This window comes from Arcticibacterium sp. GJ41-1 (assembly GCF_055808875.1).
This window is the reverse complement of sequence record NZ_CM147888.1, coordinates 3,133,672-3,157,939: the sequence shown is the minus strand read 5'-3', so window position 1 is coordinate 3,157,939 and position 24,268 is coordinate 3,133,672. Positions and strand designations below refer to the sequence as shown.

Genomic DNA, 24,268 nt, shown 5'->3' with positions numbered 1-24,268 from the left:
CCTTAAAATTAGGAATAAATTCTTAGTTTTTTCTACCGATTACCTTTAGAGCTTTCTCAGTGATGTTTTCAGCTGATAAACCATATTTGGCCATCAATTGCTCTGGCTTGCCAGACTCACCAAAAGAATCATTAACTGCAATGTACTCTTGAGGAGCTATAAAGTTCTGAGATAAAACCTGTGCCACAGCATCTCCTAAACCACCATTTGCTTGGTGCTCTTCGCAAGTTACTACACACTTAGTTTTTCTTACAGACTTAAGAATAGCTTCTGTATCTAAAGGCTTAATAGTATGAATATTGATAATTTCTGCACTTATGCCTTTTTCTGCCAAAGCCTCACCCGCTTGTATGGCTTCCCATACTAAGTGACCTGTTGCAAAAATGCTGACATCTGTTCCTTCGTTTACCATCCATGCCTTACCAATCTCAAATTTCTGATTTGGGTCAGTGAAAATAGGCACTTTCGGACGACCGAAACGTAAGTAAGCTGGGCCTACATGGTCTGCTAAAGCTATAGTAGCAGCCTTAGTTTGGTTATAATCACAAGGATTAATAACGGTCATGTTTGGCATAGCTCTCATCATAGCAATGTCTTCAAGAATTTGATGCGTAGCACCATCTTCTCCTAAAGTAAGACCTGCGTGAGAAACTGCTATTTTAACGTTTTTGTCAGAATATGCTATTGACTGTCTGATTTGGTCATAAACTCTACCAGAACCAAAGTTGGCAAATGTGGTAGGGTAAGGAATGAATCCTCCGATAGTCAAACCAGCTGCTATTCCCATCATGTTTGCCTCAGCAATACCTGTTTGGAAAAAACGCTCTGGATTTTCTTTAATAAATGTGGCTGTTTTTAAAGAACCCACTAAATCAGCACATAGTGTCACTACTTTAGGGTTGGTTCTTCCTAGTTCGGTCATGCCATCTCCAAAACCCGAACGTGTATCTTGTTTTTCTGTGAATGTATATTTCTTCATGATATGTTCTGGTTTTAGTAATCTCCAATAGTTTCAGGTAATTGAGCCAATGCAGCTGCTAATTGCTCGTCGTTAGGAGCAATTCCGTGCCACTTATGACTACCCATCATAAAGTCTACGCCAGCACCCATTTCGGTGGTCATCAAAATCATGATTGGCTGTCCTTTACCAGAAATTCTTTTGGCCTTACGTAGTCCTTTAACTACTTGCTCCATATCATTTCCGTCAGCTATTTCCATCACTCTCCATCCAAAAGCTTTGTATTTGGCTTTCAAATCACGGTTAGCCATAACTTCTTCCGTAGAACCATCTATCTGCTGACCATTAAGGTCTATGATAGCAATAAGGTTATCTACTTTATGGTGTGGTGCAAACTGAGCTGCTTCCCATACCTGACCTTCTTGCTGCTCACCGTCGCCCATTAATACGAAAACATTTCTGTCGTCGCCATTTAATTTCTTAGCAAGAGCAGTACCAATAGCTACAGACATTCCTTGTCCTAATGAACCAGATGCAACTCTGATACCAGGAAGACCTTCATGAGTAGTAGGGTGACCTTGAAGTCTAGTATCCAATTTTCTGAATGTTGCCATTTCTGCAGCATCAAAATAACCTCTTCTAGAAAGCACAGAGTAAAAGAGTGGTGAAATGTGACCGTTAGAAAGGAAGAATAAATCTTCGCCTATACCGTCCATTTTAAAAGACAAGAAACCGCCTTTACCTTTTCGATTATTAATTTTCATTTGTTGGAAGTATAAAGCTACCAACAAATCTGTACAGCCTAGGGAACCGCCTGGGTGACCAGAAGCACAGCCATGTACCATTCGTACAATGTCCCTTCTCACCTGAGAAGCTATGTCCTGAAGTTCTTTGATTTGCATTAAAAAGTATTATTTGAATTGAAAAACTTCACAAAAATAGAGAAATATGGAAGAAATGAAAGAGAAAACTTAATAAATGTCTAATTGACACTTATTGGTTTAATATCTGACTAGTATGGTCTTTGGCCTTGACGTCAGAAATAATATTGTCAATGATACCATCTTCATTGATGACAAAAGTGGTTCTCACTATGCCCATATAGGTTTTACCAAATGTCTTTTTTTCTTGCCAGACCCCATATGAGTCAATGATTTCATGCTCTGTGTCTAATAATAGGTCAAATGGAAGGTCGAATTTTTTGATGAAATTTTGATGAGCTTTATGACCACTAATGCTAATTCCAAATACTTTTATGCCAGCATCTAAAAAAGCCTGATAGTTATCTCTGATGTTACAAGATTGGACAGTGCAGGTGGGTGTATTATCTTTTGGATAGAAATAGATGACCACTTTTTGACCTTTGTAATCAGAAAGCCTTACCGTTTTACTGTTTTGGTCAATAGTTTCAAAGTCCGGAGCTGAATCTCCAATTTTTAATGTCATTATATTGTCGTTTTATATATTTTCTCGTTGTCACAATTGTCTGTTACTTTTAAAACTACTTCCCCTTTAAAAGGTTCATTATTTAGTTTTTCCGACCAAAGCAAGCCATTCTTGTATTCGTATTCTAAGAGCACCCATTTTCCATCTACGTGGCATTCAAAAGATTTGATACCCGATAAACCATCACGAATGGTAAAAGAAAGTTTTGAGGCATTTAATGTTCTGGGAGTAATGCTTGGAGCGGTTTCGTCTCTTAAAATCCCATATGTTCCTAGTTCTTTAGGATGAAAAGTGACAACACCATTCTTCCAGTTACCTCCCACATATCTGTTTCTTCGGCCTCCTATAAGATAAACCTTGTTTTTAGCCTCTTCTTTATCCGGTCTTTTCCATTTAACATCAAACCTTCCTCTAAGAGGGTGCACATCTTTATCTAATCTTAATTCAGAATTGGCATCCTCTAAATTCAAATAAATAGGATGGTAGAGCACCTTTTTAAAGTCAATTTCGAATGAATTGCTAAACACCGTATTAAATCGTTTTGAAACTTCTTCTCTCACCGGTGATGGAACAACTTCCTGCCCATCCATAAAGCTAGAGAAATAGTTCTCTTTCAAATTTATGACAAAAACCTGTTCTGAAGTATTTTCATAGCTTGGCTCAATTTCTTTAGAAAAATTTCCATCCACCAAGTAGAAGCTCTTGTCGGATTTCTTTCTAATAATCTTCATGAAAGGCCCTCTTATGTCCACTTTTCTGGTTTCGCCACCTCTAAGTTCAGAGTTAATGCTTTTATCTTGGTTGGCATTGCTGTTAAGCGAGAAGTGTACAAAACTGGTGTTTTCAAAAGTGTCCTTCAGTTTTATTTCAATTCTATGCTTTTTACTATCCCTTAAGTCCAAAAGTCCTTTTTTAGCATTATAGCTATAGAAATCCATTTCATTTCCTTCCTCAAAATAACCTTTATGCAGTTTTTTGTTTTGCTCCACCATTCGCTCGTAGTTGGTGTGCAAATTCATGTCTATTTTGTTATGAAAGGCGAGCTTTCCAAGCTCAAACTTATATTCCGACACATTGTCATTTTTTACTTCAATGTACTTAAGTCCTAATCTAAAAGGGCTTGTTTCGGCTTTGTCGTAGGCATAAAGCTCTACGCCAATATCTCCCCAAACGTCAATGTTTCTGTTAACAGTATATTGACCAGAACTAGTTCTGGTTACCGGATAATCAAACGTGCCAAACTCACCATTGATTCTAGCATCTGCTGAAAGACATTTTAGGCTAATGAATTCAACTTTTGGCGGAACATTATCCTTAATTTCTTTGAATCCGAAAAGTGCAGGGTCTAAAGTGTTTTCTTCCTCGTCTCTAATTTCAAAATGAAGGTGAGGACCACCACTTCCTCCTGTGTTTCCAGAAAAAGCTACTAATTCACCTTTTTTGACGGGTAAGTCGGTAGGTTCAAAGTATATATCTAAGACAAAAGTCTCTTGGGCGTATTGTTCGGCTACTATTCTCTTTTTGATGCTACCCGCATACTCTTTTAAATGGCCGTAAACGGTAGTGAGTCCATTTGGGTGTGTTATGTAAAGTGCATTTCCGTAACCGCCATTCATGACACGGATTCTTGAAACATAACCTTCCGCAGCAGCATAAATGTTTTTACCTTCTACGCCGCCAGTTCTAATATCTAAGCCAGCATGAAAGTGATTTACCCTCAAATCTCCAAAAGAGCCGGAAAGTGATGTTTGCACGCCAGGGCTTAAAGGAAACATAAAGTAGCCTTTGGTGTAAGGGTCTGCTTTTTCTACCACTACTTCAGTTTCTGGTGAAGGAAAGCTAAAGAGCAGGAAAAAGTAATAGATTATAGAGAAGCCATTAAAAATCATTTTACGTCAAAATCAAACATGAGTTTATCTTCCATATAGCCCTTTAAATTATCTCCAACTTTCACTTCTGCTACACCTGCTGGTGTACCAGTGAAAATTAAATCACCAATTTTTAAGGTAAAATATTGGGATATGAAGCTTATGATATAGTCAAACGAATAAATCATTTTAGATGTATTTCCTATTTGTCTATTATCTCCATTAACTTCAAGATTGAAGTTAAGATTGTTCATGTCATAACTTTCTTTTGACACAAATTTTGAAATGGGAGCAGAGCCATTAAAACCCTTTGCCAAATCCCAAGGTAAGCCTTTACCTTTAAGTTCAGATTGCAAATCACGAGCAGTAAAATCTATACCTAGAGCAATTTCCTCATAGTATTTATGAGCAAATTTTTCTTGAATATTTTTACCCAATTTACAAACCTTCAAAACTACCTCAACCTCGTGATGAATAGAATTAGAGAATGTTGGATAATAAAAAGCATCGTTTTTTCGTAAAATAGCAGAGTCAGGTTTTGAAAATATGACTGGAGCCGTAGGGAAGTCATTTTTTAATTCTTCAATGTGATCAACATAATTTCTTCCAACACAGATAATTTTCATCCTTTTTCGTTTTCTTTCGTATCTTTTTTACAAATTTACCAAATACACATATAACAAACCCCTTATTTTAAAGGAAAGAACTAGGACCAATTATGAAAAAAACAAAAAACTTACTTTTAGCAGTTTTTGCAGTTGGATTTATTGCAATGTCTTGCCAAAGAGTGCCCCTTACTAATAGAAAGCAGTTTGTAGGAATGGTTTCTTCAGGTCAAATGATGGAGCTAAGTTTTGCACAGTATGATGGTTTTAAAGACAGCTCAAATGTGGTACCATTAAGAAAGGCTGATGCTGCAAAAGTGGCTAGGGTAGGAGCAAGAATAAAAACTGCAGTAGAAGATTATTTAATTCAAAACAACTATAGTGCTGTTATTGATGGTTATAAATGGGAGTTTATCACTGTTGAAAACGAACAAGTTAATGCATGGTGTATGCCAGGTGGTAAGGTTTGTTTTTATACAGGTATTTTACCTATCTGCCAGTCAGAAGATGGTATAGCTGTGGTAATGGGGCATGAGATAGCCCACGCTATAGCAGAACATGGTAGGGAGCGAATGAGTAGAGCTATGGTAGCTCAAGGTTTAACGCAGGCTGGTGCAATAGCGGCAGGTGTTATTACTCAAAATGAGCAAATAATGAATACTGCTGGTCAGGTTCTTGGAATAGGAACTCAGCTAGGAGGTGTTTTACCAAATAGTAGAAAACAAGAATCAGAATCAGACCAGTTAGGTTTGATATTTATGGCTATGGCAGGATATAATCCTGCGGAAGCTGTAGCATTTTGGAAAAGAATGGCAAAAGCAGGAGAAGGCTCTCAGAAGCCACCTCAATTACTTTCAACGCACCCAGCTGATGCTCAAAGAATAGCCGACTTAGAAGCTTTATTGCCGAAGGCGATGAAGTATTATTACGCTTACGGTGGAAAATAAGGATTGAAGCTAAGGCTTACAGTTTTCCACTTTTAACATGAAGGTCTCTCTGAGGGAATGGTATTTCAATGCCATTCTCTTTGAATTTATGGACTATGCTAAATCTTAAATCAGACTTTGTATTCTCAATCAAGAAGCCATTTCTGCTCCAGAATAATACCTGAAAGTCAAGGGAGCTGTCGCCAAAGTTAGTAAGCCTAACCACCGACTTGTTCATTTTATTATGGGTAACATCTTTGTTTTCTTCCACACATTCTAAAAGAATTCTTTTCACTAGCTCTGGATCACTTCCATAGGCTACACCTACAGTTACCGAGAACCTTGTCAATGTGGCATTATGGCTCCAGTTGACCACATTTTCAACTATAAACTTATGATTAGGCACAATGATGATTATCCCTTCTCTAGTTTGAATTTCACTGGTTCTTAAATTGATTTTGGTGACTTTTCCTATCAAACCGCCATCCACTTCCATTATGTCTCCAAGTTTGACACTCCCTTCTACCAGAAGAAAAATACCAGAGACTATATCAGAGAATATTTGCTGAAGGCCTAAACCCAAACCAACTAGTAAAGCTGCCGAACCAGCTAAAAGAATCGTTACTTTAACACCAAGCGTTTCTAAAATAAGGACAATGGCTATAATCCAGACAAAATACTTAAAGAGCAATTGAAAACTTTGACTATTTCTAGCATCTAGGGTTTCACTTTTTACCATTCTGGTAAGAATAGTTCTGAAACCAAAAATGATAAGTCTTGTAACCAACACTATAAGGGCTACAATAATTAGGTGAGCCACATCAAAGTGATAGTCTTTGTATTCGAAAAACCTAAAATCTAGAATGTCTTTTATACTATTCAATTTTGAACGATGTTAATTTTTTCAGTCTTTAATCTAATCTTAAGCCATTCTTTCATTTTCTTTAAATCGCTATTTCTAATAGGTTTGACGGCATTAATGTAAACCATGGTTACTGTATCTACGGCTGCATCTTTATGATGGATTAGCATAGTATTAAAAGCACTGGCATCTATTTGAGGATACTGTACTTCTAATTCTTTACAAACATCAGCTTGAATTAGTTGATTACTCTTGTAAGCTGAGAGTTCTTTTTCAAGCAAACCAATTTTTTCGTCTTTGTTTTTGACCAAATCTTCATTTCTCCTGTAAAGGTCTTCAATAATCCCAGTACGCATACTTTCAGCATCTGGTAAATCAAGGTTTTGCTGATTTTGTCTAATAATTAACTGAGCATCGGCTAAGTTATAGTCGGCAAGTTCAGACTCTAATCGCTTTATTTCTAGAGCGTCTATTGGTGAGCCAAAAAGGAAAACTTCAATCTTACTGTCTTTTGGAGTTACGTCATGTTCAATGACGTTAGTGTCTGGGTAATCGAATTCGTTTTCAATGAAAAGGTTTGCATTTCTGGCGAATATGCTTCGTTTCACAATATCTACAGCCATGAAAACACTTGGAACAATAGTCACAATAGCTACAAGGAAAACATACGAACGCATTTTCTTTTGCTGTTTTTCATCAACCCATTTCTTACTCGGTATTTTCAAGAACCGAATAATTATCATACTGGAAATACTGATGAACACACTGTTTATAAAAAACAGGTAAAAGGCCCCCAAGAAGTAGGTGAGGTTAAGCGTGGCAATGGCATAACCAGCAGTACAAAGTGGTGGCATCAATGCTGTAGCAATGGCCACACCTGGTATGGCATTACTCTTATCTTTTCTAGTAAAAGCCACGATTCCGGCAAGACCACCAAAGAAACTAATTAGCACATCCCAAACAGTTGGGGTAGTTCTAGAAAGTAATTCTGACTGTGCATCACTTAAAGGAGATAGGGCAAAATAAAGAGCAGAAGCCAAAACAGAAATTATAACGGCTGCCGCCAAACTTCGGAACGACTTTTTGATTAATTGAAAATCATAAATACCAACCCCTAATCCTAAACCAATAATTGGTCCCATCAAAGGAGATATAAGCATGGCTCCAATGACAACGGCAGTGGAGTTCATATTTAAACCAACCGAAGCAACCAAGATGGCGAATATTAAAATCCATAGGTTAGTACCTCTAAATTCTACTCCAGCCTCTATTCGCTCAATAATTTCATTATAGGAAGCCCGGTCTGACTCTAAGTCAAGAAACCTTTTGGTCAGTCCTTTTATCTCATTCCAAATCTGTATCATAAAAAAAGCTCCGTGAAGGGTTAATTCACGGAGCCAATATTAGAAGTAATTCTTCTTATTTTAAAACTTTTTGTATCAATTCGGCCGCTTCTTTCAATTTAACCGCAGAAAATACTTTTAAGCCTGATTCATTGATAATTGCAGCACCTTCTTCAGCGTTGGTTCCTTGCAATCTTACTACAATAGGAACTGGTATTTCGCCAATTGACTTATATGCTTCTACAATACCTGTTGCTACTCTGTCGCATCTTACAATTCCACCAAAGATATTAACGAAAATTGCTTTTACGTTAGGATCTTTTAAGATGATTCTGAAACCAGCTTCTACAGTAACGGCATTTGCAGAACCTCCAACATCTAAGAAGTTAGCAGGCTCACCACCGTATAACTTAATGATATCCATAGTAGCCATGGCCAATCCAGCACCATTAACCATACAACCTACGTTTCCGTCAAGTTTTACATAGTTAAGGTCACTTTCAGAAGCTTCTACTTCCATTGGGTCTTCCTCAGCCTTATCTCTAAGAGCCAATAATTCAGGATGACGGTATAAAGCGTTATCATCTAAATCAACTTTAGCATCAACCGCTAAAATTTTATCATCTGATGTTTTTAAAACTGGGTTAATTTCAAACATTGCAGAGTCTGAAGCTTCGTACGCTTTATAAAGAGAGAAGATAAACTTCACCATTTCTTTATTAGCTGCACCAGTAAGACCAAGTTTGTTAGCTACTTTTCTAGCTTGGAAACCTTGAAGACCTACTCTTGGGTCAATCCACTCTTTGAAAATTAATTCAGGCGTGTTTTCAGCAACTTCTTCAATGTCCATTCCACCTTCGGTAGAGCACATGATTACGTTACAGCCTTTAGTTCTATCTAAAAGGATAGAGACATAAAATTCTTTAGGCTCACTATCTCCTGGATAATAAACATCTTCGGCTATTAATACCTTGTTTACTACTTTACCTTCAGGACCTGTTTGGTGCGTAACCAATACATTTCTTAAAAGGTTAGAAGCTGCAGTTTTAGTGTCTTCAGCTGATTTAACTAGCTGTACACCATGTTGCTCCATTCCCACTATCTGGCCTTTTCCTCTTCCACCAGCATGAATTTGAGACTTAATAACAGCAAACTTCGAGTCTGTCATTTTTGCAATTTCCTTATAAGCAGTAACTGCACTTTCAGGTGATTCTGCAACGATTCCTCGCTGAATTCTTACCCCGTATTTCGCTAAAATTTCCTTACCTTGGTATTCGTGAATGTTCATTATTTGAGATTAAGAGAATTGAACTTTTCTAATTTTTGGGCAAATTAGGTAAATATTCGTTTCATTCATAAGATAAAAAGCTAAAAACTGATAATATTGTTTATTAAAACGAAATAAATTGATGCTCAAAGCAGAAGGTGTATATAAGAAATATGGCGAACTAGAAGTTTTAAAGGGGATTGACCTATCCATTGGTTCGGGGGAAATAGTAGCCATAGTAGGACCTTCTGGGGCAGGTAAAACTACCTTGCTTCAAATTCTAGGCACTTTAGATTCATCGGATTCTGGGAAGATTTATTTGGATAATATGGAGGTGAGTTCTTTGTCTGAAAAACAAATAGTGAAGCTAAGAAATGAACAACTAGGTTTTGTTTTTCAGTTTCATAACCTCATGGCGGAGTTAACGGCCTTTGAAAATGTTTGTTTGCCAGGTTGGATAGGCAAGCGAAGTGAGACTGAGGTGAAGGAAAGAGCCATAGAACTTCTAACTACGTTAGGCTTAAAAGATAGAGAAGAACACTTACCTTCGGAACTATCAGGCGGAGAGCAGCAGCGAGTGGCGGTAGCGAGAGCTTTAATAAATTCACCTAAAATCATTTTTGCCGACGAACCAACAGGGAATCTCGATACCCAAAATGCTCTTGATTTACATAATTTGCTTCTTGATATTAGAGAGAAGTTTAATTGTGCTTTTGTGATAGTGACTCATAATAAAGAACTAGCCGAAATGGCAGATAGGGTTATTACGCTAAAAGATGGGAGGGTGGTTTAGGTTAAATCGAAAGGGAATTTGTACAAAAGTGATAGAAAAAGTTACCATATTGGTAACTTTTTCTATATTTGTATATAATGTTTAGGCGTGAGGATAATTGCTAGAAGAACTTTAAGAGATTTTTGGGAAAAACACTCAGACTGTGAACAACAGTTAAAATCATGGTTTAGAGAAATCGAAAAGACTAGTTGGCAAAACCTAAATGAATTGAAACGGGAGTATCCGAGTGCAAGTATCCTAAAGGATAATCGAATTGTCTTCAATATTAAAGGAAATAATTATCGTCTTATAGTAAAATTTAATTTCGATTATCAATTATGTTTAATTAGATTCATTGGAACTCACGCTGAATATGATAAAATAGACGCTAATATTATTTAATATGAACATAACACCGATAAGAAACGAACAAGATTATCAAAATGCTTTGGAAAGGATTGATGTAATCTTTGATGCTAAGAAAGGCACGGAGAAAGGTGACGAGTTGGAAATATTATCTATACTCATTGACCAGTATGAAAACGTCAATTTTCCTATTGATATGCCCGACCCAGTAGAAGCTATAAAGTTCCGGATGGAACAAATGGGCATGAAGCAAAAAGACTTGGCAGCGGCGGTTGGGTTTACTAGTAGAGTAAGCGAAGTTTTGAACAAAAAGAGAAAATTGACTTTACAAATGATTAGAAAGTTAAGTTCTACACTGAATATTCCAACCGAAGTGTTAATTCAAGACTATTAAGATTATAAATGGGCTCTAAAAAACAAAAACTCTACATTGTACTTTGTGGTATCTTTTTGACCAATGCCATTACGGCGGAGATTATTGGTGCCAAAATATTTAGCCTAGACCAAACATTAGGTTTTGATGGTTCGGGTATTTCGTTTTTGGGTTTTGATATGAGTTTTGCTTTGACAGCCGGCACTTTGAATTGGCCTATTGTCTTTATAGTTTCTGATGTAATCAATGAGTATTTCGGTAAGAAAGGGGTGAAGTTCATTTCTTACCTTACGGCAGCACTAATTACTTTTAGCTTTTTAGTGATTTACCTAGCCGTTTACGTCGAACCTGCAGCTTTTTGGTTAGATGTAAACGCGACCGACTCTAACGGTCAGGCAATAAACATCAATGAAGGTTTTAAAATGATATTCCGTCAGGGATTGGGCATCATCCTAGGTAGTTTGTCCGCCTTTTTGATAGGACAAATATTAGATGCCTTCGTTTTTCATAGGTTGAGAAAACTGACAAAGAATAAGTTTATTTGGCTGAGAGCTACGGGTTCTACTGTGGTATCACAGCTTATTGATTCCTTTGTAGTGATTTTTATAGCCTTTTACGTTTTTGGAAATTGGTCTTTAGAGCAGGTAGGTCAAGTGTCTACCAATAACTATATCTTTAAATTCTTTATAGCTATTGCTCTTACACCACTTATTTACCTCGCACATTTTCTGATTGACAGATGGCTAGGAAAAGAAGATTCCGATGAACTAATTGACGCCGCTACTTCTGCTGATTAACTATTTCAGGAAAGACGACAGGATTATTGTTGACAGAGCATCCTCCTGAACATGAACTACAACCACCGCCTTCAGACGAAAACTGTTTGTAGACCATTTTTATAAGGAAGCCTATGGCTAATCCAGCCAAGGCGATTATGATTATGTTTTCTATTATGACCATTCTCCTTTACAAATTTTAATGTGAGCAATATGATGAGCACCATGCCAAGCATAAAGAGCCATCACGCTTTCTAAAGTAAAGCTATATTCGGTTTCTGGGTGTACATAGCTTCTGTTAAGTGTTTCTTTGTCCAGGTTCTCTAATATTGCTACTACTTTGGCATGAATAGCTCTTAGCATATCAATTGAAGTTTGATATGGCAAGGAATAATCAACAAGATTAGCCCATCTGTCTTCGTAATATGCTTTAATTCTTGGAGAATCTTCGGTCAAAGTCCATTTTAGACGAGTCAGCATATTCATATGACTATCTGCAATGTGATGAATAACTTGTAATGCTGTCCATCCTCCGGGCCTATATGGTGTAGCTAGTTGTTCATCTGTAATACCATCAACTACTTTCTGCAATTCTTCAGGAAATGCCTTTAGCGTTTTTAAAAACTCTGCAGTCTCCTGCTCAGTATAGTCTTTTTTGACCTTGAACTTTCCGATTGGGTATTGTAGATTTTCCATAACCTAATAACGATTATTTAATTTGAAGAGTTCTTTCTTTTCCATATTAAGAATGACCTTAAAAGAATCATTCCTGCAATAGGGAAAACCGCAGGATGAAAGCCCTGAGGTAAAAAAGAAGAGCCCAGAATACAAATCATAGCTAGACCAGCTTGTACCATGAAAAGTCCTTGTAGCCCTTTTTGGGTACCTACTTTTCTATTTAAGAATAATACAAAAGGAAAAACTGGCGGGAATGCCCAAAGCAAGTTTAGGTTCTCGTTCATTACACCATGGTCTGTTAAAAACCATAGTACAAGAAGAAAATAGCCCAATAGTCCTGTTATACTGAATAGTATTTTGTCAATAATTATAAACCATTTTTTCTTTTGATATTCTAAAAATGTAAAATATGCCAGAATCAAGAAAAGAATGCAGAACAGTATAAATGGCTTAATTGGTAAAGGTTCGTGGTCTATGCTAGCATTATTCAAATCTGACTTCCTTAATACTAAACTTTGAACTACACCGTTTTTAACAACTTTTGCAGAGTCAAAAGCTGCCATTAAATTATCAGGGATAAACATGGCTCTATTAGCCCCAGTAAGTTCATCAGATGGCAATCCAAGGGCTAAGTTCATTCCAAACTCGGTCCAGTCATTATTACTTTTTCGGTTGTAAATATCCAACCATTCTCTAAAGCTTTTGTCTGCGTTTAAAGTTTGACTAAAGCTTAGGCTATCTCCACAGGCTTCTTCTAAAACATCCCTTACACGAGTAGAACAATTGTCGTAGAAAAACTTATAGCGATATTCCCGATTTTCAGGTTGATAGTTGTTCATCAAAAAATCAAAAACTCGCTGTTTCTGAACCAAGCTAAGATTTAAAACCTGTTCGGTTACCGTTCGGTTTTCTTGGAACCAATATGGTACTTCTTGACTGAACTTGTATGCCCCAATTTGATAAGGAAGTGTTCCTTTTAAGAACTTGAGATAAAAACCTTCCGTTCTAAAATCAAAAACGCCGTAATTAAAGTTGATGTCAATACCTGCTTGCGTGTCTTTCACTCTGATAGCTGTATGACCAGCAAAAGAGAAAAGCTCATGCCCAGGAGCAATGGTCAATAATGACACTTCACTGTTTTCTGATAGTGTCTGACAAAAAAGTCTGTTACCCGAAAAGAGTAACAGACTTAAAATTAGTAATACTATATTTTTATTCATTCGAATAGTCAACCATTATTTAGACTCTACAGCAGCTTTCCTTTTCTTTTTAGAAAATGTCAACTCTTCTGCATCTTTGACATAATCTACTAAAATAACGTCACCTTCTTTTAGACCACCTTTTAGTATCTCTTCTGCCATTGGGTCTTCCACATATTTCTGAATAGCCCTGTTTAAAGGTCTAGCACCATATTGTTTATCATATCCCTTATCTGCTACAAAATCTTTGGCTTCTGTACTTACCTCAATTTCATAACCTAAACCGTTAATTCTAACGAATAGTTTTTTCAGAAGAATATCAATAATCTGATGAATAGACTCTTTTTCAAGCGAGTTGAAGATAATCACATCGTCTAACCTGTTTAAGAATTCAGGAGAGAATGTTTTTCTAAGAGCATTTTGAATAGTACTCTTAACTGCCTCATCCTGATTGTCTTTTCTCGCTTGCGTTGCAAAACCAATTCCAGCACCAAAGTCTTTCAAGTCACGTACACCAATATTTGATGTCATGATGATGATAGCGTTTCTGAAATCAACTTTTCTTCCAAGACTATCGGTAAGAACACCATCGTCCAATACTTGTAACAAGATATTGAAAACATCAGGGTGAGCTTTTTCAATCTCATCCAAAAGAATCACTGAATAAGGCTTTCTACGTACTTTTTCAGTAAGTTGACCACCTTCTTCATAACCTACATAGCCTGGAGGGGCTCCCACGAGTCTTGAGATACTAAATTTCTCCATGTACTCACTCATATCAATTCTGATAAGAGCTTCGTCTTTGTCAAAAAGATATTCCGTAAGAGCTTTGGCTAATTCTGTTTTTCCAACACCTGTAGGTCCTAAGAAAATAAAGGAGCCAATAGGTTTTTTAGGGTCTTTTAAACCAACTCTGGTTCTTTGAATAGCTTTTACCAATTTGGCAACTGCATTATCCTGACCTATGATTCTATTTTTAAGAGAATCGCCCATTTTGAGCATTCGCTCACCTTCATTCATATTAACTTTGTTAATTGGAATTCCAGTCATTTGAGCTATTACTTCACCTACATTATCTTCTGTAACTAGGTGTCTCTTTTCTTTGCTTTCTTCTTCCCAAGCTAGTTTTACTCTGTCTAGTTGGTCTATCAGTTTTTTCTCTTTATCACGTAGCTGAGCTGCTTCTTCATAACGTTGGCTTTTGACCACCGCATTTTTTTCTACCTTAATATTCTCGACAGACTCTTCTAAATCAATGATTTCTTGAGGAACGTGAATGTTATTGATATGAACTCTAGCACCTACTTCGTCAATGACGTCAATAGCTTTGTCTGGTAAAAATCTATCAGAAATGTATCTATCAGAATATTTAACCGCAGCTTCAATAGCTTCATCAGAATAGTTTACGTGATGATGCTCTTCGTATTTGTCTTTGATGTTGTTCAAAATCTCTACAGTTTCTTCTACCGAAGTAGGGTCTACCATAACCATTTGGAACCTTCTAGCTAATGCACCATCTTTTTCAATGTACTGACGATATTCATCTAATGTGGTGGCACCAATACATTGTACCTCACCTCTTGCAAGAGCAGGTTTAAACATATTGGAAGCATCTAAAGAGCCACTTGCTCCACCAGCACCTACAATGGTGTGAATTTCATCAATGAAAAGAATGACATCTGGAGATTTTTCGATTTCGGCCATTACAGCTTTCATTCGCTCTTCAAACTGCCCTCTATATTTAGTTCCAGCTACTAAAGATGCCAAATCAAGTGTTACCACACGTTTGCCATAAAGTACTCTAGAGACTTTCTTTTCTACTATTCTTAAAGCTAAACCTTCGGCAATGGCAGTTTTACCCACACCTGGCTCACCAATTAGAATTGGATTGTTCTTCTTTCTTCTTGAAAGAATTTGAGCAACTCTTTCAATTTCTTTTTGCCTTCCTATAATCTGATCAAGTTTACCAGCCTCAGCCATTTTAGTCAAATCTCTTCCGAAATTATCTAAAATAGGTGTTTTTGATTTTTCAGTTTTGGAATCTCTTGAGCCTGTACCCTTTCCACCAGGACTAGAGAATAATCTTCCCTCTTCATCGTCAGTGTCGGCATTTTCCATACTAGGGTTTTCTCCAGTTAACTGGTACTCTAGCATTTCTTTGATAAGCTCGTAATTAACCTTGAAACGATTAACTATTTGACAGCCCAAATTATCAGAATCTCTTAAAATAGCTAAAAGCAAATGTTCAGTTCCGATTACCTCAGAACGGAAAATTTTAGCTTCTAAGTGCGTAATTTTTAAGACCTTCTCAGATTGCCTAGTTAAAGGAATATTAGCAAGGTTTTTAATATTATTAGTGGCTGTGCCACGTGTAGCAGATTCAATGCTCTGCTTTAAGTCAGTAATTTTTATGCCGGTCTTTCTTATTAACTCTAGTCCCATGCCGTCGCCTTCGCGAATCATACCTAAAATTAAATGCTCGGTGCCAATGTAATCATGACCCAAACGTAAAGCCTCTTCTCTGGCCAAGGAAATTACCTCTTTTACTCTCTGCGAAAATTTGGGTTCCATCTATTATTATTTAGTTCACACGTTTGTGATAGTTTCAAATATAACGAAAATAGAATGTTTAGTGTTCACTCCAACTTTGATTTGTTAAGTAACGGTAAGCTTCTGGGCCTTTGCAAAACAATAAATCTATTATGGATAGGTTAGGTACAAACTCATTGCCAAAGTTTTGTAAATAAGGTTCGAAATGGTGTTTTTCGGGTAAAACCTTTGATTTTATGTCAATTACGTCACTATCGGCATTTGGCGTTGCCTGACATATTGTCTTTTTAAGTTGAAGTGCTTTCAGACAAAATGTCAAACTGTCGATTTGCAGATCAATTAAGAAATTATACTCTTTTTCAAAAAGTGGTATCATCAAGTAGTCGTAAAACTGATAAAAGGCCGAACTTTTGTAGGCAGCCTCTATAGTTCTCAACTGGGTTCTTTGCCATTGTGATTTGTTTTCTATGCGAACATCTTTGCTAGGGGTGACTGTGGAGCTAGCGTTTACTGGAATTATAAGGTTTTCAACTTTATTGGCTCCCAAGATTTGAGCTCTGTTTCTATACGTTTGTTTTACATAAACATCCTCCATATTAATGTTTATGCTGTCTGTTTCCATGATTTTTTGGAAATAAGCAATGGATGGCAGAAAATTTGGTGTAAAAAACATATAATAGTGATACGTGTGATTTCTCGGTTGAGATGTCTAAAGCTTTTTCAAACTTATAATATTTAGTTTTTATATCGTTTTAGATCAAAGAAAACCTTTCCAATTAGTGGTAAAATGACAAATTTTTATGAAAATTGCTGTATTCCTGATAGATGTAAAACGTATGTCAATTTAGATTTGAGATATATGTTTTAAAAATACCATTGTGCTATTCTAAAAATGATTTTAAATAAAAATACTTTATATAAGACTTTATCCTGCTTAAGCCTGCTACTGCTTTTTGCGTTTGGAGCTAGTGCTCAAAAAAGAATTTACCTGGAAGCCGCTGATTCCTTTAGTGGTGAGAAAATTAAAGTGGAGTGGCGAGCTATTTCTGGAAAGACTAATAATTCCTATGTCATCAAAACAGAGGACGGGCTTCAGTTTATTGATATTGTTGGAGATGATGAGGTACAGCTAAAAGCTATCAATGATTTATATTATGTAGAGGAGAAAAAGGTTTTTGCGGCAGATATAAATGATGGTGAAGAAATTAAAATTGGGATTGAAAAAAGACCTACTGCTACTTTAAAAATAGTAGCTAAATCAAAGGAGACAGATAGAGATGAGCCAGCCTCGTATGAAATATTTTTTGAGGGCAGAATGGTTGGTAGAGGAAACACCACTAGGAGTTCACTTACATATGAGTTAGTGGTGCAGCAGTCTGGTTCTTATCAGATAATTACCAAATCTCCGGGTTATTCTGAAAGTAAAACTGATTTTGAGGTTCAAATAGGAAACCCAAGCAACCTAGTAGAAATGGTGGTTTACCTCGAAAAACCAGGTAACGAAGTAGCCATTAGGTTTACAGATGAGCAGTCTGGGAAACCTGTTAATGCGGCTGTAACTATTGCAGAAACTTCTTCAGGGAAATTAGTTTACAATCAACCAGCTCCTAATGGTGTGGTCTTATTTACTTTTAAAAATGGTATCAATTATAAGATAACAGGAACGTCTAAAGATTATAGAGAGTATAGCAAAACGCTGGAAGGTTCTCAGAGAGAAGACTTGAAAGCTGTGATGAGACCTTATGCTTTTATTGAGTTTAAAATTACCGACAGTCGTACTAAACGACCGATTCCAGCATCTATAAAACTGATTTCACCTAGTGGCAAGTCAAACACATATGCTTATAAGGAAGGAGAGAAAATAAGACCAGAAGAGACGGGAGATTATAAAGTTGAAATTCAAAGTGATGGTTACGTGCCTAGTTCGGGTACGGTAGGTGTAGCCAGTTTATATGGTAGTAGTGTAGAGCCTGTGTTTAGTTTGGTAGAGGCTGATAAACAGTTTTTCATAAACGTGATAGACCATTATTCTAAAGAACGTGTAGTCAATGCAGATTTTAGGGTATTTGGCCCGGGGGGAGAAGAAATGCCAGGAGTTAAGCAAAATGAGAATGGAGCCTATCACTTTATAACTGACCCAGAGAAAAGCTATTTCATAGAATCAGGAGGGAAGGGTTACCAACCAGTGACCAAATCTTTAAAAGAAGATAATAAACGTTTTACCCTAGAGCTCTATTGGACACCAGAAGTTACTCATTCGTTCAAATTGATGGAACAGTTTACCAATAAACCTGTGACTAATGCCAATTTGAAAATCATAAATGGTTTTGGAGAAGAGCTATTTGTTTATGATACCAAAAAGGATGGCGTCTTTTTGACCCGAATGGAAGAAAAGATTAACGTTAATTATTCGGTTACAGCAGAAGGTTATCAATCAGACGCTATTCCAAAAATAATTTCTAGTAATGCTCAGGAACTTTACTTAACACCAATAGGGAATGCGACTTATAATGTTGAGGTGATTGATGGTTTGACCAAAGAAAAATTAAAGGCCAGCATAAAGTACTTTTTAGATAAGAAAGAGATTGACCCTGTGTTGTTTGACGGCTCTGATAGGGTAGAGGTGTCTTACGGGGCCGATAGAAATTATACTATGGAGGTTCGCTTAAAAGGATTTACCTCATTTACGGGCCCAGTAACATCCCAAATGATTAAGGGAAATAGTATTGTAGTTCCTTTAAGCAAAGATGCGTATTTGGTAAGCTTTAAAGTTGTTGGGATTGACGATAATACAGCCTTAAGAAAAATTCAACTTAGGATAAATGCTAAGGGAGGTGAAAGAGCAACAGAGAAGTTTGTAGCAAAAACAGGGCTTTATGAAGCGGAATTAGCGGGTGAGGATAATTATACTATTCAAGTGCTAGCCGATGGTTTTGAGACTTATGCTGATGCTTTTAAAGTAGCTGACTTAATGGCTAGTAATTTTGTGAAAACAATTTCGCTTAAGAAAAGTCCAGAGCCTGAAAAAGTAGAATCTGAGCCAATTGCGGTGGTGGAAGAACCTGAACCGGAGCCAATACCAGAGCCAGTTAAGATTGAAGAGAAAATAGAGAAGGAACCCGTAGCAATTGTAGAAAAGCCAGTTGTGAAAGAACCTGTGGTGGAAAAGCCTGTTCCGCAACCGGTTAAAAACCCAGTGGCAGCACCTAAGGAGAAAGTGGCGGCTGCTATGCCAAGAAGTGCCAGTGAAATGCAAGCTGAGTTTAATAAGGCAGCTTCTTTAGGAAAAAGGTATTTATTAGAGGATGTTTTCTTTGACCAAGGAAGTTCTAAAATTAGGGATGCTGAGGTTGCTGAGTTAAATGAGTTGGCAAGAACCTTAAAAGAAAATGAAAACTTCGTTATTGAAATAATAGGTTATACGGATAATGTAGGCGACCCTCGACTAAATCTTGGACTGTCACAATTTAGAGCGAAAGCGGTGGCTAATTACTTGTTTTTTAAAGGGGCTGACCCAGACAGAATTCGTAGCAACGGTTTTGGACAAGAGAAAGCAGTAGCCGAGAATGATACCGAAGAAAATAGAGCTAAGAACAGAAGGGTAGAAATGGTGTTGATAAAAAACTAAATCTATTTGGCAGCAGCTCTTTTAAGTCTATCATTAATGGCTGTACCTAATCCTTCTTCTGGAACGAGTTCAATTAAAACCGTTTCAATGTCCAATTGGTCTAAAAAACGCAAACCTTTAAAGAGGTTTTGAGCAGCTTCATTAAGGTCTTTTTTAGGCGAGAGTATAAATTGATTCTTTTCCGGAATGCTTGGCATAGTTTCGCAAAATCCTAGATATCCAACCTTATTGAGATTAATATCCTCAACAAAGTCCGATTTGAAAATAACTTTTTTCTTAGGAGCATAATGAGATTTTAGCATACCTGGAGCAGCTGGGTTTGAGCTTGAATGCTCTTTTAAATTAACCCTCCCTACTACTTCTTGAATACTTTCAATGGACAAACCACCCTTTCTGTAAACAGTTAATTTGTCATTCTCAAAGCCAATGATGGTAGACTCTAAACCCACCTGGCACTCGCCGCCATCTAAAATATATTGTATTCTTTCGCCTAGTTGGTTTTCTACATGCTGAGCACTGGTAGGACTTATATAGCCAAAAGGATTTGCTGAAGGAGCCGCTAGAGGAAAGTCAAGTGATTTTAGCAAAGCTAGACTGAGAGGATGATTCGGGATTCTTACCGCTACTCGCTCTAAGCCTGATGTAACCAAATCTGATATGATGGCTTCTTTAGGAAGCAAAACAGTTATAGGACCAGGAGAAAATTGATTCAATAAAACTTCTAAATCAAGCGGAATGTATTTGACAAAAGTTTTCACCTTTTCAATAGAATCAGTATGAACTATCAAAGGGTCAAAAGAAGGTCTATTTTTAGCTTCAAATATTTTGGCAACTGCTTCCGGGTTAAAGGCGTTTGCTGCCAAGCCATAGACAGTTTCGGTTGGTAGACCAACCAATTCACCGGCTTCCAGTAGGGCTTTAGCCTTTACTATATCTTTTCCTATTTCTGCCATTAGAGTTCTTTTTGAAAATAAAGTACGGTAGCATCGGGGTTATAGTTGTATGCCTTGGTTTTGACAAAGCCCAACTGCTTATAAAGCTTAATGGCTGGCTTTAGCCTTTCAATGGTATCTAACTTCATAATCTTATAATTCTTAGCTTTAGCTTCTTCCAAAAGAGCTATTGCTAATTTTTTGCCATTGCCATTTTTTCTAGCATCGGGAGCTACGTACAAACGTTTCATTTCGCAAACACCATCTTCTAGCTTTTTTAAGCCTACGATGCCTTGAAGCTTGTTTTTTACATCTTCTATAACTAAAAGACACCCTTCAGGCTCTGCGTAAACACCAGGAAGATTTTCTAATTCTTCGTCAAAGCTTTGAAAGCATAAGTCTACATTAAGCTCTTTGGCGTAGTCTTTAAAAAGGGTACGCACTATTTTCATTTCGCTTGGTAATGCTTTTCTTATTTTCATTCGGCAAAATAGTTTTCTGGGTAATTCACTTCTTCTAGGGTGAGTCCATGAGCCTTTGCTGCACTTCCTGCTTTTCTTCTATCCTGAGAATTTAAAATGTCTTGAAAATCTTTTTCAGAAACTTTTCCAAGTCCCACATCCAGCAAAGTACCTACCACGGCTCTCACCATTCCCCTTAAAAACCGATTTGCTTTAATATGAAATTCTAAATGATGGCCTTTTAAAATCCATTCGGCTTTTTGAATATCACAAATAAAATTATTGACCTCTGTTCTTACTTTGCTGAAGCATTGAAAATTAGAATGGTTTAATAGCAATTTAGAAACTTCATTCATTTTGTCAATGTCTAAGTCTTTTCTAAAATAGAGGGAGTTTTCTGTGCAGAAAGGGTCTTTTTGAAGGTTTATTCTATAAATGTATTTTCTGTCTGTGGCATCAAATCGGCTATGTTTTTCTGGGGAAACTTTGACTATTCTACTAATCGAAATGTCTTTTGGTAAAAAACTATTCAATTTCCATGTCAAATCATTTTCGGACATTTTCAAATCTTCAATTTCGATATGAGCGTATTGCTGCCTCGCATGCACGCCAGTGTCCGTTCTGCTGCTTCCATTTACCCTGATTTCTGTTTGGAGAATTTTTGCTAGTCCTTTTTCTATGCATTCTTGTATGCTTATTTCTCGAGGTTGAATTTGCCAACCATGGTAGTGAGTGCCTAAATATGAAATTTCTAAAAAGTACCGCATTCTGAATATTTACGCAAAAATAAACTTTTAGGCATCTTGAAAACCTAAATTTATTTCAAAACTTGCGGTCACATTAAATATTTGATAATAAAGTGGTCTATTATATAATTAACAAGCCTTACGGGATGCTATCTCAGTTCACCTCAGAAGGTGGACATAAAACGTTAAAGGACTTAGATTTTGACTTCCCGAATGACGTTTATCCAGTAGGAAGACTAGACCATGATAGTGAAGGCTTATTGATTTTGACTAATGATAAGACCTTGAATCAAAGAATTTTGAATCCAAACGCTAAGCTCTTTAAAACTTATCTGGCTCAAGTAGATGGGGCTGTAGATGGTAAAGCACTTTGGGAACTAGAACGTGGTGTAGAGATAAAACATAAAGGAAAAGTTCATTTTACAGCTCCTGCAAAGGCGAAAGCGTTTGAAGGTGAAATACCCGAAGAAAGAAACCCGCCTATTAGAGTAAGAATGAGTATTCCTACCAGCTGGATTACTTTGTCTATTGCCGAAGGTAAAAACAGACAGGTAAGAAAAATGACTGCTGCTGTGGGATTTCCAACTTTACGTTTGATTAGAATTCAAATAGGAAGGCTTTCATTGAATAATTTAAAGTCTGGGGATATTCGGGAATTACGCTATCAGGATATTAAGGAAATCTTTGGCTAAATATCTTGAAAGGCTCTTAAGCCTCTTGTATTTTTGTTGCTCAATTACTAACACTCATGGAATACAGAATAGAAAAAGATACTATCGGAGAAGTGCAGGTTCCTGCCAATGTTTATTGGGGAGCTCAAACGCAGCGTTCAATACAAAACTTTGATATCGCAAGAGATATCAATAAAATGCCAAAAGAGATTATCAAGGGTTTTGCATACCTAAAGCATGCAGCCGCTTTGACTAACCTTGATGCAGGTGTTTTGGATAAATCAAAGGCAGATTTGATTGGTAAAGTTTGTCAAGAAATATTAGACGGTTCTTTGGACGACCAATTTCCTTTAGTGGTTTGGCAAACAGGTTCTGGTACACAAAGTAACATGAACTGTAACGAGGTGATTGCTTACAGAGCTCATGTGTTAAATGGAGGTAGCCTAACGGACAAAAGCAAAGCACTTCACCCTAACGATGATGTAAACAAATCGCAATCGTCAAACGATACTTTTCCTACGGCAATGCACATTGCAGCCTATAAGATTCTTGTAGAGTGCACCATTCCTGGAATTGAAAAACTTAGAGATACTTTAGAAGCAAAATCTAAAGAGTTTATGAATGTGGTGAAAATAGGAAGAACTCACTTCATGGACGCTACGCCTTTGACAGTAGGACAGGAGCTTTCTGGTTACGTCTCTCAGCTAAATCATGGCTTAAAAGCTATTAGAAATACATTTGACCATCTTTCTGAATTAGCATTAGGAGGAACAGCAGTAGGTACTGGAATAAATACACCAGCCGGATACTCTGAAAATGTAGCCAAGCATATCGCTGTTTTAACAGGTTTACCTTTTATAACGGCAGAAAATAAATTTGAAGCTTTAGCTGCTCACGATGCTATAGTGGAAGCTCACGGTGCTCTTAAAACAGTTGCTGTAAGTTTAATGAAGATAGGGAACGATATTAGAATGTTGTCTTCAGGACCACGCTCTGGAATCGGGGAATTATCAATTCCTGCTAATGAGCCAGGGTCTTCTATTATGCCGGGTAAAGTTAATCCTACGCAGAGTGAAGCCATAACTATGGTAGCGGCTCAAGTTTTAGGAAACGATGTAGCTATTAACGTAGGTGGAGCAAATGGACATTTTGAACTGAATGTTTTCAAACCAATGATGATTTTCAATTTCTTGCATTCCGCAAGGTTAATTGGAGATGCATGTGTTTCATTTAATGATAACTGTGCGGTAGGTTTAGAGCCACTTCATGACAATATCAAGCGTCAGTTAAATAACTCGCTAATGTTGGTAACAGCTCTTAATACTAAAATAGGTTACTATAAAGCAGCAGAAATAGCTCAAACAGCTCATGAAAGAGGAGCTTCTTTGAAGGAAACTGCTGTAGATTTAGGTTATTTAACGGCCGAAGAGTTTGACCTATGGGTGAGACCTGAAGATATGGTTGGAGAATTACCAAAATAATGGCTATCTTCGTATTATAATTAAGGCTAAGAGAAATGAGAAAAGTAATTGTCGCTCTATTTTTATCGTCGGTTTTCGTTTTAGGTTCTGGTTTCGGAGCTGTAGAAAACAATAGCTATGTGAGAACAGAAGCTGTTTCGGCTGAAAAAGCAGTGGAGAAAGTGGAGAATTCTTCACTTGACATTTCTACGGTTACTTTAAATGAAGAACTTGAAAAAGTTATCCATTTAGAATCATCAGAAAGCTTTTCAGAAAAGGTAGGAGGTTTTATTGTAGAGTCTTTCATTTCTGTTTTGAAATCTGTTTCAGCCTTTTTACTAACATTGATACATTAATTTAGTTTTTAGAAACTACAGACAT

General features: G+C 36.9%; 25 protein-coding genes. 9 read left to right on the top strand and 16 right to left on the bottom strand.

Going from position 1 to position 24,268, the window contains the following annotated elements; translation table 11 throughout:
* Positions 1–22: 22 nt before the first annotated feature.
* From AC0L6O_RS13130 to AC0L6O_RS13110, 5 genes are all read right to left on the bottom strand, one after another.
* On the bottom strand, positions 23–979 hold the full coding sequence (locus AC0L6O_RS13130) for a transketolase family protein (RefSeq protein WP_473302945.1): 957 nt from the start codon (positions 977–979) through the stop codon (positions 23–25).
* Positions 980–993: 14 nt separating this feature from the next.
* Positions 994–1,860, bottom strand: coding sequence for a transketolase (locus tag AC0L6O_RS13125; RefSeq protein WP_473302944.1), 867 nt, complete (start codon positions 1,858–1,860; stop codon positions 994–996).
* 91 nt (positions 1,861–1,951) lie between these two features.
* The gene (gene bcp, locus AC0L6O_RS13120) at positions 1,952–2,404 is read right to left on the bottom strand and encodes a thioredoxin-dependent thiol peroxidase (protein ID WP_473302942.1); all 453 of its coding nucleotides are present in this window, start codon (positions 2,402–2,404) and stop codon (positions 1,952–1,954) included.
* Positions 2,404–4,293 (bottom strand): M23 family metallopeptidase, encoded by a 1,890-nt coding sequence (locus tag AC0L6O_RS13115; RefSeq protein WP_473302941.1) that lies wholly within the window; start codon positions 4,291–4,293, stop codon positions 2,404–2,406. The genes bcp and AC0L6O_RS13115 overlap by 1 nt, the downstream gene beginning before the upstream one ends.
* Positions 4,290–4,898, bottom strand: coding sequence for a fumarylacetoacetate hydrolase family protein (locus tag AC0L6O_RS13110; RefSeq protein WP_473302940.1), 609 nt, complete (start codon positions 4,896–4,898; stop codon positions 4,290–4,292). Before AC0L6O_RS13110 ends, AC0L6O_RS13115 begins: the two co-directional genes overlap by 4 nt.
* A gap of 92 nt (positions 4,899–4,990) precedes the next feature.
* Between AC0L6O_RS13110 and AC0L6O_RS13105 the strand changes: the two genes are divergently transcribed.
* Positions 4,991–5,824 (top strand): M48 family metallopeptidase, encoded by an 834-nt coding sequence (locus tag AC0L6O_RS13105; protein WP_473302939.1) that lies wholly within the window; start codon positions 4,991–4,993, stop codon positions 5,822–5,824.
* Between the two features lie 16 nt (positions 5,825–5,840).
* Here the strand turns inward: AC0L6O_RS13105 and AC0L6O_RS13100 are convergent, their stop codons facing one another.
* From AC0L6O_RS13100 to sucC, 3 genes are read right to left on the bottom strand one after another with little or no spacing between them, the layout of a single operon-like run.
* Entirely contained in the window at positions 5,841–6,686 is an 846-nt protein-coding gene (locus tag AC0L6O_RS13100) for a mechanosensitive ion channel family protein (protein WP_473302938.1), read from the bottom strand.
* Positions 6,683–8,029, bottom strand: coding sequence for a TIGR00341 family protein (locus tag AC0L6O_RS13095; protein WP_473302937.1), 1,347 nt, complete (start codon positions 8,027–8,029; stop codon positions 6,683–6,685). The genes AC0L6O_RS13100 and AC0L6O_RS13095 overlap by 4 nt, the downstream gene beginning before the upstream one ends.
* A 55-nt stretch (positions 8,030–8,084) precedes the next feature.
* On the bottom strand, positions 8,085–9,296 hold the full coding sequence (gene sucC, locus AC0L6O_RS13090; RefSeq protein ID WP_473302936.1) for an ADP-forming succinate--CoA ligase subunit beta: 1,212 nt from the start codon (positions 9,294–9,296) through the stop codon (positions 8,085–8,087).
* A gap of 121 nt (positions 9,297–9,417) precedes the next feature.
* On the opposite strand from sucC, the gene AC0L6O_RS13085 reads away from it, so the two are divergent.
* The 4 genes from AC0L6O_RS13085 (at position 9,418) to AC0L6O_RS13070 (ending at position 11,583) form a co-directional block, all read left to right on the top strand.
* A complete protein-coding gene (locus AC0L6O_RS13085; protein WP_473302935.1) occupies positions 9,418–10,068 on the top strand; it encodes an ABC transporter ATP-binding protein in 651 nt (216 codons plus the stop codon).
* A gap of 87 nt (positions 10,069–10,155) precedes the next feature.
* Positions 10,156–10,449: a type II toxin-antitoxin system HigB family toxin gene (locus AC0L6O_RS13080; RefSeq protein ID WP_473302934.1), complete on the top strand. Its 294-nt coding sequence runs from the start codon at positions 10,156–10,158 to the stop codon at positions 10,447–10,449.
* Position 10,450: 1 nt separating this feature from the next.
* The gene (locus tag AC0L6O_RS13075; RefSeq protein ID WP_473302933.1) at positions 10,451–10,807 is read left to right on the top strand and encodes a helix-turn-helix domain-containing protein; all 357 of its coding nucleotides are present in this window, start codon (positions 10,451–10,453) and stop codon (positions 10,805–10,807) included.
* 8 nt (positions 10,808–10,815) lie between these two features.
* Complete coding sequence (locus AC0L6O_RS13070; protein ID WP_473302932.1) at positions 10,816–11,583, top strand: queuosine precursor transporter; 768 nt, start codon at positions 10,816–10,818, stop codon at positions 11,581–11,583.
* Here the strand turns inward: AC0L6O_RS13070 and AC0L6O_RS13065 are convergent.
* From AC0L6O_RS13065 to AC0L6O_RS13045, 5 genes are read right to left on the bottom strand one after another with little or no spacing between them, the layout of a single operon-like run.
* On the bottom strand, positions 11,567–11,746 hold the full coding sequence (locus AC0L6O_RS13065) for a FeoB-associated Cys-rich membrane protein (protein ID WP_473302931.1): 180 nt from the start codon (positions 11,744–11,746) through the stop codon (positions 11,567–11,569). The genes AC0L6O_RS13070 and AC0L6O_RS13065 overlap by 17 nt on opposite strands.
* On the bottom strand, positions 11,737–12,258 hold the full coding sequence (locus AC0L6O_RS13060; protein WP_473302930.1) for a YfiT family bacillithiol transferase: 522 nt from the start codon (positions 12,256–12,258) through the stop codon (positions 11,737–11,739). The genes AC0L6O_RS13065 and AC0L6O_RS13060 overlap by 10 nt, the downstream gene beginning before the upstream one ends.
* Positions 12,259–12,275: 17 nt before the next feature.
* Entirely contained in the window at positions 12,276–13,460 is a 1,185-nt protein-coding gene (locus AC0L6O_RS13055; protein ID WP_473302929.1) for a lipoprotein N-acyltransferase Lnb domain-containing protein, read from the bottom strand.
* Between the two features lie 15 nt (positions 13,461–13,475).
* Complete coding sequence (locus AC0L6O_RS13050; RefSeq protein WP_473302928.1) at positions 13,476–16,010, bottom strand: ATP-dependent Clp protease ATP-binding subunit; 2,535 nt, start codon at positions 16,008–16,010, stop codon at positions 13,476–13,478.
* A gap of 58 nt (positions 16,011–16,068) precedes the next feature.
* Entirely contained in the window at positions 16,069–16,662 is a 594-nt protein-coding gene (locus AC0L6O_RS13045; RefSeq protein ID WP_473302927.1) for a WbqC family protein, read from the bottom strand.
* A 219-nt stretch (positions 16,663–16,881) separates the two neighbouring features.
* Between AC0L6O_RS13045 and AC0L6O_RS13040 the strand changes: the two genes are divergently transcribed.
* Positions 16,882–19,617, top strand: a complete 2,736-nt coding sequence (locus AC0L6O_RS13040; protein WP_473302926.1) for an OmpA family protein — start codon at positions 16,882–16,884, stop codon at positions 19,615–19,617.
* Between the two features lie 2 nt (positions 19,618–19,619).
* On the opposite strand, the gene AC0L6O_RS13035 is transcribed toward AC0L6O_RS13040, so the two are convergent.
* From AC0L6O_RS13035 to truA, 3 genes are read right to left on the bottom strand one after another with little or no spacing between them, the layout of a single operon-like run.
* Positions 19,620–20,570, bottom strand: coding sequence for an L-threonylcarbamoyladenylate synthase (locus AC0L6O_RS13035; RefSeq protein ID WP_473302924.1), 951 nt, complete (start codon positions 20,568–20,570; stop codon positions 19,620–19,622).
* Positions 20,570–21,031, bottom strand: a complete 462-nt coding sequence (locus AC0L6O_RS13030) for a GNAT family N-acetyltransferase (RefSeq protein WP_473302922.1) — start codon at positions 21,029–21,031, stop codon at positions 20,570–20,572. Before AC0L6O_RS13030 ends, AC0L6O_RS13035 begins: the two co-directional genes overlap by 1 nt.
* Entirely contained in the window at positions 21,028–21,777 is a 750-nt protein-coding gene (gene truA / locus AC0L6O_RS13025; RefSeq protein WP_473302920.1) for a tRNA pseudouridine(38-40) synthase TruA, read from the bottom strand. Before truA ends, AC0L6O_RS13030 begins: the two co-directional genes overlap by 4 nt.
* A gap of 92 nt (positions 21,778–21,869) precedes the next feature.
* Here truA and AC0L6O_RS13020 point away from each other — a divergent pair, with 92 nt between their 5' ends.
* From AC0L6O_RS13020 to AC0L6O_RS13010, 3 genes are read left to right on the top strand one after another with little or no spacing between them, the layout of a single operon-like run.
* Complete coding sequence (locus AC0L6O_RS13020; RefSeq protein ID WP_473302919.1) at positions 21,870–22,448, top strand: pseudouridine synthase; 579 nt, start codon at positions 21,870–21,872, stop codon at positions 22,446–22,448.
* 56 nt (positions 22,449–22,504) lie between these two features.
* A complete protein-coding gene (fumC, locus tag AC0L6O_RS13015) occupies positions 22,505–23,908 on the top strand; it encodes a class II fumarate hydratase (protein WP_473302917.1) in 1,404 nt (467 codons plus the stop codon).
* A gap of 35 nt (positions 23,909–23,943) precedes the next feature.
* Positions 23,944–24,243, top strand: coding sequence for a hypothetical protein (locus tag AC0L6O_RS13010; protein ID WP_473302916.1), 300 nt, complete (start codon positions 23,944–23,946; stop codon positions 24,241–24,243).
* Positions 24,244–24,268: the final 25 nt, after the last annotated feature.

Coding starts and splice junctions, on each gene's coding strand:
- AC0L6O_RS13130 (WP_473302945.1), bottom strand. CDS start 979: ATGAAGAAATATACATTCACAGAAAAACAAGATACACGTTCGGGTTTT.
- AC0L6O_RS13125 (WP_473302944.1), bottom strand. CDS start 1,860: ATGCAAATCAAAGAACTTCAGGACATAGCTTCTCAGGTGAGAAGGGAC.
- bcp (WP_473302942.1), bottom strand. CDS start 2,404: ATGACATTAAAAATTGGAGATTCAGCTCCGGACTTTGAAACTATTGAC.
- AC0L6O_RS13115 (WP_473302941.1), bottom strand. CDS start 4,293: ATGATTTTTAATGGCTTCTCTATAATCTATTACTTTTTCCTGCTCTTT.
- AC0L6O_RS13110 (WP_473302940.1), bottom strand. CDS start 4,898: ATGAAAATTATCTGTGTTGGAAGAAATTATGTTGATCACATTGAAGAA.
- AC0L6O_RS13105 (WP_473302939.1), top strand. CDS start 4,991: ATGAAAAAAACAAAAAACTTACTTTTAGCAGTTTTTGCAGTTGGATTT.
- AC0L6O_RS13095 (WP_473302937.1), bottom strand. CDS start 8,029: ATGATACAGATTTGGAATGAGATAAAAGGACTGACCAAAAGGTTTCTT.
- sucC (WP_473302936.1), bottom strand. CDS start 9,296: ATGAACATTCACGAATACCAAGGTAAGGAAATTTTAGCGAAATACGGG.
- AC0L6O_RS13085 (WP_473302935.1), top strand. CDS start 9,418: ATGCTCAAAGCAGAAGGTGTATATAAGAAATATGGCGAACTAGAAGTT.
- AC0L6O_RS13075 (WP_473302933.1), top strand. CDS start 10,451: ATGAACATAACACCGATAAGAAACGAACAAGATTATCAAAATGCTTTG.
- AC0L6O_RS13070 (WP_473302932.1), top strand. CDS start 10,816: ATGGGCTCTAAAAAACAAAAACTCTACATTGTACTTTGTGGTATCTTT.
- AC0L6O_RS13065 (WP_473302931.1), bottom strand. CDS start 11,746: ATGGTCATAATAGAAAACATAATCATAATCGCCTTGGCTGGATTAGCC.
- AC0L6O_RS13060 (WP_473302930.1), bottom strand. CDS start 12,258: ATGGAAAATCTACAATACCCAATCGGAAAGTTCAAGGTCAAAAAAGAC.
- AC0L6O_RS13055 (WP_473302929.1), bottom strand. CDS start 13,460: ATGAATAAAAATATAGTATTACTAATTTTAAGTCTGTTACTCTTTTCG.
- AC0L6O_RS13050 (WP_473302928.1), bottom strand. CDS start 16,010: ATGGAACCCAAATTTTCGCAGAGAGTAAAAGAGGTAATTTCCTTGGCC.
- AC0L6O_RS13045 (WP_473302927.1), bottom strand. CDS start 16,662: ATGTTTTTTACACCAAATTTTCTGCCATCCATTGCTTATTTCCAAAAA.
- AC0L6O_RS13040 (WP_473302926.1), top strand. CDS start 16,882: ATGATTTTAAATAAAAATACTTTATATAAGACTTTATCCTGCTTAAGC.
- AC0L6O_RS13035 (WP_473302924.1), bottom strand. CDS start 20,570: ATGGCAGAAATAGGAAAAGATATAGTAAAGGCTAAAGCCCTACTGGAA.
- AC0L6O_RS13030 (WP_473302922.1), bottom strand. CDS start 21,031: ATGAAAATAAGAAAAGCATTACCAAGCGAAATGAAAATAGTGCGTACC.
- truA (WP_473302920.1), bottom strand. CDS start 21,777: ATGCGGTACTTTTTAGAAATTTCATATTTAGGCACTCACTACCATGGT.
- fumC (WP_473302917.1), top strand. CDS start 22,505: ATGGAATACAGAATAGAAAAAGATACTATCGGAGAAGTGCAGGTTCCT.
- AC0L6O_RS13010 (WP_473302916.1), top strand. CDS start 23,944: ATGAGAAAAGTAATTGTCGCTCTATTTTTATCGTCGGTTTTCGTTTTA.